The 10,931-nt window shown below is 61.4% G+C and carries 7 protein-coding genes; 3 read left to right on the forward strand and 4 right to left on the reverse strand.

Going from position 1 to position 10,931, the window contains the following annotated elements:
• Positions 1-69: 69 nt before the first annotated feature.
• Positions 70-417 carry a rhodanese-like domain-containing protein gene (locus VHX65_05095; protein ID HEX3997907.1) on the forward strand — a complete coding sequence of 116 codons (348 nt, stop codon included), beginning with the start codon at positions 70-72 and terminating at the stop codon, positions 415-417.
• An 85-nt stretch (positions 418-502) separates the two neighbouring features.
• Here the strand turns inward: VHX65_05095 and VHX65_05100 are convergent, their stop codons facing one another.
• The gene (locus tag VHX65_05100) at positions 503-1,534 is read right to left on the reverse strand and encodes a hypothetical protein (protein ID HEX3997908.1); all 1,032 of its coding nucleotides are present in this window, start codon (positions 1,532-1,534) and stop codon (positions 503-505) included.
• A gap of 289 nt (positions 1,535-1,823) precedes the next feature.
• Here VHX65_05100 and VHX65_05105 point away from each other — a divergent pair, with 289 nt between their 5' ends.
• The gene (locus VHX65_05105; protein HEX3997909.1) at positions 1,824-2,360 is read left to right on the forward strand and encodes an NUDIX hydrolase; all 537 of its coding nucleotides are present in this window, start codon (positions 1,824-1,826) and stop codon (positions 2,358-2,360) included.
• Positions 2,361-2,556: 196 nt separating this feature from the next.
• Here the strand turns inward: VHX65_05105 and VHX65_05110 are convergent, their stop codons facing one another.
• Both VHX65_05110 and VHX65_05115 read right to left on the reverse strand, forming a co-directional pair.
• Entirely contained in the window at positions 2,557-3,795 is a 1,239-nt protein-coding gene (locus VHX65_05110; protein HEX3997910.1) for a DUF6786 family protein, read from the reverse strand.
• Between the two features lie 53 nt (positions 3,796-3,848).
• Positions 3,849-5,894, reverse strand: coding sequence for a glycoside hydrolase family 172 protein (locus VHX65_05115; protein ID HEX3997911.1), 2,046 nt, complete (start codon positions 5,892-5,894; stop codon positions 3,849-3,851).
• Positions 5,895-6,283: 389 nt separating this feature from the next.
• On the opposite strand from VHX65_05115, the gene VHX65_05120 reads away from it, so the two are divergent.
• Positions 6,284-9,808, forward strand: a complete 3,525-nt coding sequence (locus VHX65_05120; protein ID HEX3997912.1) for a PVC-type heme-binding CxxCH protein — start codon at positions 6,284-6,286, stop codon at positions 9,806-9,808.
• A 77-nt stretch (positions 9,809-9,885) separates the two neighbouring features.
• Here the strand turns inward: VHX65_05120 and VHX65_05125 are convergent, their stop codons facing one another.
• The gene (locus VHX65_05125) at positions 9,886-10,557 is read right to left on the reverse strand and encodes a transposase (GenBank protein ID HEX3997913.1); all 672 of its coding nucleotides are present in this window, start codon (positions 10,555-10,557) and stop codon (positions 9,886-9,888) included.
• Positions 10,558-10,931: the final 374 nt, after the last annotated feature.

Genomic DNA, 10,931 nt, shown 5'->3' on the forward strand with positions numbered 1-10,931 from the left:
CCGAGGCAGCGTGGTTTTTGTTACGATGAGCCGATCCGCAACCGCGCACTTTACACGAAGAAATGTCGTATGCCCTCACAAGATCCCACCTTGCCGATTGAGGTCGATTGCCGGACGGTTCAGGCCGCCCGAGATGCGGGCGAAGATTTCTTGTTCGTCGATTGCCGCGAGCCGGATGAATTCGCTCAGGTGCGGATCGACGGAACTTCGCTGGTGCCGATGCGCGAAATTCCCAGCAGGATTGTCGAACTGGCCGGCGAGCCGCAACGGCGGATCGTTGTTCACTGCCACCATGGCGGCCGCAGCTTGAAAGCGGCCAATTGGTTGCGGCAGAACGGCTATCCCAACGCGCAAAGCATGGCCGGCGGCATCGACGCCTGGGCCCTGGAAATCGAGCCGGGAATGCGGAGATACTAAGCTAGGGTTAGGGGGCAGCGTGAGGGGTCAGGGATGCAAACGCGTCGTCCAGTTAGGCCCTAACCATACCCCCTAAACCTGCCCCCTAACTAAGCCGGTCGCGGTAGCGCGCGCTGACGCGCTGCAACAGGGCTCGTTCTTCGGGGGAGAGAGCATCGAGGCCGACGTCCTTCACGCGGGCAAGCACTTCATCGACGCGGCGTTCTTCGTCTTCCTCGATTTGGCGGAGACGGCGCTGCTTCTGCTCGCGGCGCTGCCGCAGCCAGCGGCGCAGCGGCCCCGGCTCGCGACGCGCGACATCGCCCGGCCGCTCCAGGCTGGTGTAGCCTTGCGAAAAATCATAGCCGAGCAAATCGGCATCGCGATCGTCGTCGTTCAGCTTCAGAATCTCGTGCCGAGCCATGAAGAACAGATAGAGCGACACGAGCGACAATGGAAACCACGGCGGCACCAGCAGTCCGACCTTCGAGTCGAGCAATCCCCAAACCCACAGCCCGAGAATGCAAACCAGCCCGCCGAACCGGGCGACCATCACCACCGCATCTTTCTCGCCCATCGTCGGCCGCAGCCCGGCACAAATCGCCCGCCCGGCATCCATTGGCAGCGCCGGCAGCAGGTTGGCTAGGATCAAGAGCCAGTTCCACCAGAAGGCCATCTTCAGAATCACAACGCCAAAACCGCCGACGACTAGATTCTGCGGCACAAGCGGCGAGAACAGCAGATCACGCACGTCTGCCTTCGAGAGAAGCAACGCCGGGGTGACGATCAGCAGCACTAATAGGTTCGCAACCGGGCCCGCGGCCGCTGCCATCAATTCGCGCCGGGCATCCTGCGGAACGCTGATCGGCGCTAAATCGCCCAGCGGCGAAATCACCACGCGCTCGCAAATCCCTCCCAGCCGAGCCGCGGCCGCTAAATGCCCAATCTGGTGGATCAGAAGGCTCGCAAACCAAATCACGATCGCCAGCAAGCCGTAGCCGACCAACTCCTGCTCGGGCGTTGCGCGCGAGGCGACATACATGATCGTCATCGCCACCGCCAGGCAACTGGCGTGCAATCGAACGGGCACGCCGAGCCAGCGGCCCAGATTCAATGTCCAACTGGAAGCATCGCGCATGGAAAGCAGTCCGTGCGGCAGAGGAAGTGGCGCTGGGATGCGAACGAAAACTCGATTTTTGTAGGATTCCGCCCCGGCCTTCGTGCGCTCGCCCGCACCGCTTGCCAAACCATCACGGGACGGAATCCTCAGCGTCCTATTCTACCAACCGGAAATTTACTAGCAAATCGCGGACCGGCGGCCACGCTAGCATCGCCTCTCGGCTGCTGCTTCGGCCGATACTATGAGGCCCGGCCAATGCTACAATGCGGCCGACCCTTAAAAAGCGATTCCGCAAGGAAACGAAGTCATGCGGCCTGAACCCGAGTTGTTGCTGGAGACGCGGCGATTTCGCGTCGTGCGGCATGCGCAGCCGCTGGCCGACGGAACGATCCACCATCGCGAAGCGGTCGTGCATCCGGGGGCGGTGGTGATCGTCGGTCTGATCGAGCCGCGGCAGGTTGTGCTGATTCGCAACTATCGAATCGCGGTGGATGAAGAATTGCTCGAATTGCCGGCCGGCACGATCGATCCCGGTGAGGACCCGCTCGAAACGGCCCGCCGCGAATTGGCGGAAGAGACCGGCTATCGGGCGGACGCGTTCCGCCGCCTGACCGATTTCTGGGTTTCGCCCGGAATTCTCAGCGAGCGGATGCATCTGTTTCTGGCGACCGGCTTAAGGCCTGGCCCGGCAGCCCCGGAAAAAGGGGAGCAGATCCGGCCGCTCGTGGCCGATTGGGACGAAGCCCTGGCAATGATCGACCAACAGAAAATCCGCGACGCCAAAACACTCGCCGGACTGCTCTATTACGACCGGCTGCTACGGCTCGGTTCAGGCGCAAGTTAGTGTAGTGTCTGCGAGATCGCGAACACGCCTCGCCGGCTTCCTTTCTCACCACTGAGTCACAGAGAACGCCGAGACGACAAGACCGACCCCACGGCTCATATGCTTCACAGCCTGCGTCGGGGGTGATGTTCTCGCTGTTCTCGGTGGCTCTGTGGCTCTGTGGCTCTGTGGTTAGCCATTTTCGATGTTGCCGGCGTCAATGTGTGCCCGCGAATGGGATCTCATTCAAATGAACGCCGAGCGTGGCGAGCGACACCTTTTCCAATTCCGCGGGGTCGCCTTGCAAATGGATCGTGCGGTGGAGATGGTCGATGAAATGGCCGGGGACCAGTTCGGCGGCGGGCGAAGACGTTTCCAGTTCGTAGAAATGGCCAAGCTGTTTGCCGCCGCTCGGCGGCGGACCGTCGTTGTAGCTGTTCACCACGTCGCCGGCATACGGATGCTCTTGAATCTTCCAGGCTGAATTGACGTAGTCGGTGTCGTCGCTTGGCAGACTGTATTGGATCAGCGTCAGCACGTGGTTAGCTGCGTCGTAGCTGCCGAAGGTCGGCTTGGCCCGGCGCGGACTGATGCCGATCTTGCTGCGGTACTTTGCATCGGCCTTGAAATAGACGACGTTGTCTTGCAGCTTCAAGCGATCGGGCGGCACTTGGCCGAAATAATCCGACGTTACAGGTGTGCCGAGTTCCGCATCGCTGCCGGCTTTGATGGGCACAAGGATCGTCGCGGCCGGCGAGGCGTTGAACATGCCCATGCTCCACAGCGACAGCAGCCCGGTTCCCTTCTTCCACGGTTTTTGGCCGGCATTGGTAAGCCGGTTGATCGATTCGAAGCCGACGATTTTCAGTCCCGCCACGGCATCGACGCCCAAGTCCTTCCACACGTCGGCCGCCGGAAGCAGGAGCAAATCGCGATCGATGCGCACGTCGAACTTCGTGCCGGAATAATTCGTGAGATGAAAATCCTTGCGGAGCACGACGCGATTTCCCGTTTGGCTCACCAGGTCGAACGCTTCGGTGTCGAACGGGGCCGGCGTGAACCAATGTTCGAGATCGAACTTGGTTTTCGGGGCGAAGAAAATCGAAAACTGGCCCCCTTCCGGGCCGAGCCAAAGCCGGTCTTCGCCGCCAAAGGCATTGATGTGCTTGGCCACTTCGCCCGACGCGATCAGTTCGCGATTGATCCAGCCGAAGCTCGGGCCGCCGTTGCCGCCGCTCGTGCTGGTCATGATGCGGCCCTGCAATGCGGGCAACACCGCCACCACGGCATCGCCGTCGGAGAGCACGATTGGCTTCTTGCCGTGCGAATCGAGAAACTGAAGATCCTCGGCGAATGTTTTCGGAGCGGACGAAGCCAATTGCTGAGCGGAAGCGACTCCAGTGCCGGCAACGACGGCGGACAACAACAGGGCGAGCGATAGGATCGTGGTGTGCATGGGAGGAAAGGGTGAGGGTGAGGGTGAGGGGACAGAAAGGACGAGGGCGTTCGCTATTTCGCTAGTTGCACACAATCGAGCCCGAAGAAATGGGCGGGGGCGCGGGCGGCGTGGTTCGCGCCGACGACTTCCACACGCAGCGTGTATTTGCCGTCTTTGGGCGCGAACGTGCCTAGCTCGATCGGGCCGCTGGCGATGGCGGTCGCGTCGTAGGCGTCGTAATCCTTGCCGGCGGTTTGGCCATCCACTTGGAATCGCAGAATTCCGTAGTCGTAGCTTTTGGTCGCGTAGAGCGTCAGTTGCCGCGGTTGATCGCCGGAAGCCGGAAATTGCAGTTCGACGAAATCGCCGTTCTTTTTCGCTTGCACGAACAATTGCTTGCCGCCGCTCCACATGCCGCTTTGCAGCCCGGCGTCTTGGGCAGAGATTTGCAGCCCCGGCGAATGGGCCACAATCGGCATCGTCTCGCACTCGATGGCCCCGCCAATTTTGTATTTGCTCGGATCGATCGGCGCCGCCTTGATGGCCGCGGCCGCCTCGGCCGGCTGCGGCGGCCGATTGCTCTTCGCCCCGGGTCGGCCATACCAAAACGTAGCCACGGCGTAATCGATCCGCGTGTCGGCCCAATTCCAGATTTCCATGTTGTGCCGCAGCTCACCGCGAAACGGAATCGCATCGAGCAACCGCAGCCTCGATGTGGTCGTGTAGCCCCGCCAGTCTTGCCCGGAACTATCGCGCTGCGGCATGGAGATGAACGGCGAGCTGAAAAACCCGGCCATGCCCCACGCATAGCCGTAGTAATCCTCCGTGCCGGTGCCGATTTGCGATGGCACGCGTTCGCCGTCGATGGCGATGCGTTCGTCTCCTTCGCCGTACCATGCCGACACATCGCTATGCACCGTAAGCGTGTCGCCGACATACAGGCCGCGTCCGGTGATTTCGATGTAATTCCAATCGAAGATGGGGCGCGTTTTCATGCCCAATTCGCAGTGCCAGTTGGCGTGGAAGTGCAGCGAGCGATCGTCCCACTTCCACGGCTTGGTATCCGCGGCGAGCCCGATGTTGAGCGACTTCTTTCCGACGTTTTTCAACGTTAGCCGGCCCGATTTTTCGTACGGCATGACCCAGCGTGCCGTCAGCGTGCCGCCCGGTTCGACCGTGCGGTTCCAATCCATCACGGGATTGAGCCGCACGCCGGCCCCAAAAAAATCGCCGATCGGGCACCAAATCGTCGATTCGCCGTCGAACGTCCCTTCGAGCACCAGCGACCGCAACGCCAGCGGCGCATCATTCGGATCGATTTGCACTTGAAGCCCGCGAACCGCGCCGGAACCGGCGGGAAAGTCGATCGAGGCCTCCGCGCCGGGGGCAAGCGTTCTGCGAAGCGCCGGTCCGGCGTTCACAGTCGGCTTGAAGTCGAGCGACTCGAGCGGATGGCGAGCGTGAAACTGAATTCCGAAATCGGCCTTTGAAAACGTCGTGACCTCTGTGCCCGGCTCGTACATCCGGTAATTGATCACGTAATAAAATGGCACTTGATCGAGCGTGATTTTGCAGCTTTTCGCAAACGGAATCGGCAGATACATATCCCCCGCCACGCCGCGCCGGCCCTTATAGCTGGGCTTCGACTGTTCCGCGAATCGCACGTCGTTCCACGCCACAAACGCTAGCGGCGGGGCGACGAATCCTTGCCCGCAAACAAGATCGTTGAATTTTGCTTCGATCGCCGGCTTCGTCGCTCCGTCGAAATAGAAGCGGATCCGCATTGAATCTTTTTCGGCCAACAGCGGGGCCCAAAATCGCGTGATCGCCCCGGGCCCCTGATCGTCGAGGATCACCCATTCCTTGCGGCCCTCGTTCGTTTCGGTGCGGATGAACTGGCCGTAGTCGGTGTTGGAATGCCACGTTGCAGCGTTCGCCGGATCGTTCTTCCGCCGATCGTGGCTGCTCGCCTCGCGCAGCGCATACGCCGGCGATGGCCAGCGCGCGTTCGAGTCGCGATCGGTCATCTCCTCCAACAACGACCGCACCGTGACGACCGGCCGAGCGTTCGTGTCATCTGCCGCCGCCGCGACCGCCAGCCCCGCAACCAACAGCATCGCACCGAAAGCTATTCCACACGCAATCGTTTTCATCGCCATCCCTTCAACAACGGTTCCACGAGTAACGTCGAATCGCCCCGTCCGCCCGCCCAATTCTGTCTCGCCGTGCCGCGCGGAGCAAGCCGCGTCGCGCAAAGCGGCCCGGCGTCAGCCCTCGCTTCTCTCCGCGTCCTTCGCGACGCCGCGTGAGCCCGCTTCGTCTGAACCGCCTCCAGGCCGCCACCGACGCCGCGGGGATTGCGTTTTGCCGCTCACGGATTAAATTAACATTTCCCACCTGTTCGGCGGAGAACGATAGTTATTTCGGCCCAGTGCCATATCGCTCCGCTCCATCCAGCCACCTTTCCCTCCAAATTTTTCTTCTTTTTCTTGGAGTGATTCCGCGCATGACGACTTTCACCCGCCTCTCTGTGTTCGTTGCAATCCTTTCGGCGGTGGCTGTTGCGACCGCCCAAGCCGCGGAAAGCAAGCCAAAATTCGAAAGCCCGGTCGTCACGTCGCGAACCCCCGGCCATGCCGTCGACATTGATGCCGATATCGCCGGCGCCAAGCAGCTCTATTTAGTCGTCACCGATGCCGACGACGGCATTGCCGCCGACTGGGCCGATTGGGGCCAAGCCCGATTGGTCGGCACCAGCGGCGAGAAGAAACTATCCGACCTGCACTGGCGATCGGCGAGCTCCGGCTGGGGCCAGCCGCATACGAATCTCAACGTCAATGGCCGCCCGATGAAAATCGACGGCCAGCCGGTTGCCTACGGCATCGGCACCCACTCCGATTCGCTGATCGTCTACGATCTGCCCGCCGGATACACGCGGTTCAAAGCCCATGCCGGCATCGACAACGGCGGGAGCGACCAGGGCAATCCGTCGCCGTCGAGCGTGAAGTTTCTGGTCTTCACCGACAAGCCTCCGCATCGCTTCTTGGCCGCCATGAGCAGTGGTGGCGGTGGCGGCGGCGGCGGGCAAGTCGATCACGATCCGGCCAAAGCGACTAGTTATCTGGATGTCGCCGACGGCCTCGAGGTGACCCTGTTCTGCTCCGAGCCGCAAATGACCAACCCGACGAATATCGACATCGATCCGCAGGGGCGCGTTTGGGTGTGCGACGTGCAAAACTATCGCGGGCACGAGGGCCTTCGCAAAGCCGGCGATCGGATTCTCGTCATGCAAGATACGAAGGGCGAAGGGCATGCCGATAAAATTACAACCTTCTATCAAAACCGCGACATCGATGCGGCGATGGGCGTTTGCGTGCTGGGCGACAAGGTGCTCGTCTCCTGCTCGCCAAACGTCTGGGAATTCACCGTCGGCGCCGATGGCAGCGTCGCCAAAAAAGAAGCCTTGTTCACCAACACTGGCCGCCAACAGCACGACCATGGCGCGCACACCTTCGTGTTCGGCCCCGACGGCAAGCTGTATTGGAATTACGGCAACGAAGGCCATTCGGTACACGATTCTGCCGGCAAGCCGGTCGTGGACAGGGAAGGCAACGTGGTGAATGACAGCGGCCGGCCGTATCGCGACGGCATGGTGTTCCGCTGCAATATGGACGGCAGCCATTTCGAAACCCTGGCCCACAATTTCCGCAACAACTACGAAGTATGCGTCGATAGCTTCGGCACGATGTGGCAATCCGACAACGACGACGACGGCAATCGCGGCGTGCGGATCAACTACGTCATGGAGCACGGCAACTACGGCTACACCGACGAAATGACCGGCGCCGGCTGGAATCAGTATTATCTAGGCCAGCCCAAGGAAACGCCGCTCCGCCACTGGCATTTGAGCGACCCGGGCGTGGTGCCGAACCTTTTGCAAACCGGCGCCGGCGCACCGTGCGGCATCACCGTCAACGAAGGCGATCTGCTGCCCTCGGTGTTTCACGACCAAATCATCCATGCCGATGCCGGGCCGAGCGTCGTCCGGGCCTATCCGGTCACGAATGACGGCGCCGGCTATAAAGCCGAGATCGTCGATATCCTGAGCGGGACGCGGAATCGCTGGTTCCGGCCGGTGGATGTGTGCATCGCGCCCGATGGTTCGCTGTTCGTGGCGGATTGGTACGATCCGGGCGTCGGCGGGCATGCCCAGCAAGACACCGAACGCGGCCGCATCTTCCGCGTCGCCCCGAAGGGGAGCAAGTATGTGGTTCCGAAGTTCGATTTCAACACGATTGCCGGGGCGATCGAGGCCCTAAAAAATCCGTGTCTTTCGGTCCGCTACATGGCTTGGACCCGCCTGCACGCCGCCGGCGCTGAAGCCGAGCCGGCGCTTGAAAAGCTCTATCAATCCGACAACCCGCGTTTCCGCGCCCGCGCGTTGTGGCTGTTGAGCAAGATCGAAAGCCACGCGGCCAAGCATATCGAAATCGGGCTCAAGGATTCGAATTCCGATATCCGCATCACGGCCTTGCGGGCCGCGCGCGAATTGGCGGACAGCGACGCGGGGAGCAGCGTGCTGCCGATCGTCGCCCAATTGGTCCGCGATCCGTCGCCGCAGGTGCGGCGCGAATGCGCGATCGCGCTGCGGCATAATCCGTCGCCACAAGCCGCCGAGTTGTGGACCGACTTGGCCATCCAGCACGACGGCCACGATCGCTGGTATCTCGAGGCGCTGGGGATCGGCGCCGACAAGCAATGGGATTCGTTTTTTGCCGCCTGGCTGAAGCGCGTCGGCAACGATTGGAACACGCCCGGCGGGCGCGACGTCATCTGGCGCAGCCGCAGCAAGCAAGCGATTCCCTACCTCGCCAAGCTGATTCTCGACCCGGCGACCGACGAAGCCGATCGCACACGTTATTTCCGGGCCTTCGATTTTCAAACCGACCCGTCGAAGGATTGGGCGCTCCTCGGATTGCTCGGCGGTCATAGTCCGCAGCAAGCGGCGATCAATTCGCTGGCATTGGAACAACTGCACGGCAACGTTCCCAACACGCCCGAAGTGAAGTCGATCATCGAGCAAACGCTCAACGGTTGCCGCGGCACGGAGCAGTTTATTGATCTCGTGTCGGCATTCCACGTCACCGATCGCGGCCCCGACGTGCTGGCCATCGCGCTCGACCAATCCACGACCACCCTCGGCGTCAAAGCCGCCCAGCAGCTATTGCGCAGCGGGCAGCAGGATTTGTTCAAGAAGGCGCTCGCGGGCGACGAAGCCACGGCTCTCAAGGCGGCCACCGTTTTGGGCCTCTCGCAAGAACGGGGCGTCGTCGGACTGCTCGAGCCCGTGGCCCTCGACGCCGCTCGGCCGCAAACGGTGCGCAATGCCGCCGTCGAAGCGCTTGGCCGGAGCCGGCTGGGCGAGCAAGCCCTCGCCGGATTGGCGAGCAAAGGAAAAGTGCCGGTCGAAATTCAGTACTCGGTCGGCAAGGCATTGAGCGGCTCGAGCGATCGCCGTATTCGCGACATGGCGGCGAAGTATATCAAGCTGCCCGACGTGGCCGGCGGAAGCCATCTGCCGCCGCTCGCCGAGTTGGCCAAGCGCCGCGGCAACGCCGCTCACGGCAAGATTGTGTTCAACACCACCGGCACGTGCGTCAAATGCCACACGATCAACCACGTCGGCAAAGATGTCGGCCCAAATCTTTCCGAAATCGGCAACAAAGCCACGCACGATTTCCTCTACGAATCGATCCTCTTCCCCAGCGCCGCCATCGCCCACAACTACGAAACATGGCGGCTCGAACTGGAGAACGGCAACGTCGTGACCGGCATCATCGTCAGCGAAACGAAAGACGCGATTTCGATCAAAACGGCCGAGGCCATCGTGCAAACCTACAAGCCGAGCGACATCGAAAGCAAAACGCAGCTCAAAGTGTCACTAATGCCCGCCGATCTGCAAAAACTAATGACGACCGAAGACTTGGTCGACGTCGTCGAATATCTGACGACGCTCAAGAAGGCGCAGTAGGAGCGTGGCCACTCGACCGCCCGGCGGATTGGACGGCGTTGGTGAACGCGGCCGAGACCGACCAAGAGCTGGCGGCACTACGGCAGAGCATCGCTCCCGGCAGGCCGCGATGGCAGGATGAAATCGCAAAGCGATTGGGATTGGAGTCGAGTTACCGGGCGAATGGATGTCCGCGAAAGGCGGGCAGGCGAAGAGCGTGCGGTAATTCGCAACGCACGACCCGCAAATCGATGCCGCCCATAGTACCAATATCGGACCCGCCCCGCTTTTTCCCTCAACGCCCGCTCCGCGGCGCCACCCGACTCGTTCCGCCACAAACTCGACCAGCGCCAATCCTCGGCGCGCTCCACCAACCCGGCCCGCGGCGAGTTCCGCTCGACGTAGCGGACCACCATGTAAAAATGCTCGTCGCCCCCTATGGGAAAGGCCTTGAATCGGTTGAAGCGGCCTTCGTATAGATGACCAGTGCCGCACGTGTGATAATGGGCCTGCCAGCGCATCGTGTGCGCGTGGGCCAGCCAGCGGAGGAAGTCGGTGCCGTCCTTGGTCGGGCGGAGAACGAAATGCCTGTGGTTGGGCATCACCCAGTCGGCAAACATCTCGACGGGAAAGTGCTCGTGCGCCTCGACCAGCACGCGCTCGAAGGCCAGATCGTCGGTCTCCTTTTGGAACAGCGGCAACCGGGCGACCGCCCGATTGAGGGCGTGATAAATCAAATCCTTCGGGGCTGGGCGGGCGATCCGCGGCATGGTCGCCAAGCGAGCATGCAAGGTGGCCCCGTCCAGAACAAAGAGCAGCGTCCCCTGGTATGTCCCCAAAATCCTTTAAATCAATAAAAAAGGACCGTCCCAGCGCTTCTATTGGAGGAGTTTGCCCAACCCTCAAATAGGAGATACTGGGCTGACCACTCGAACCAAGAAACAGAGACCGACGCGCTCCACAAAGCGGTTCATTGGCAAGCCGGCGGGGCAGAAAGCGGAAAAAACGACTATCGCGATAGAGCCGGCCATTGCTGACCGCCCCTCGCACGGATCCGTACGTGCGGAACTACCGCATACGGCTCTTACCTTGGATGCAAACGATTAAACCGCACTCCGGGATAGGGATGTAAGATTCTTGGCGT

The organism is Pirellulales bacterium, from assembly GCA_036267355.1.
Taxonomy (GTDB): Bacteria; Planctomycetota; Planctomycetia; order Pirellulales; family DATAWG01; genus DATAWG01.

Bases quoted from the DNA above. Each gene is read 5' to 3' on its own strand.
- VHX65_05095 (HEX3997907.1), top strand. From the start codon at position 70: ATGCCCTCACAAGATCCCACCTTGCCGATTGAGGTCGATTGCCGGACG.
- VHX65_05100 (HEX3997908.1), bottom strand. From the start codon at position 1,534: ATGCGCGATGCTTCCAGTTGGACATTGAATCTGGGCCGCTGGCTCGGC.
- VHX65_05105 (HEX3997909.1), top strand. From the start codon at position 1,824: ATGCGGCCTGAACCCGAGTTGTTGCTGGAGACGCGGCGATTTCGCGTC.
- VHX65_05110 (HEX3997910.1), bottom strand. From the start codon at position 3,795: ATGCACACCACGATCCTATCGCTCGCCCTGTTGTTGTCCGCCGTCGTT.
- VHX65_05115 (HEX3997911.1), bottom strand. From the start codon at position 5,894: ATGCTGTTGGTTGCGGGGCTGGCGGTCGCGGCGGCGGCAGATGACACG.
- VHX65_05120 (HEX3997912.1), top strand. From the start codon at position 6,284: ATGACGACTTTCACCCGCCTCTCTGTGTTCGTTGCAATCCTTTCGGCG.
- VHX65_05125 (HEX3997913.1), bottom strand. From the start codon at position 10,557: ATGCCGCGGATCGCCCGCCCAGCCCCGAAGGATTTGATTTATCACGCC.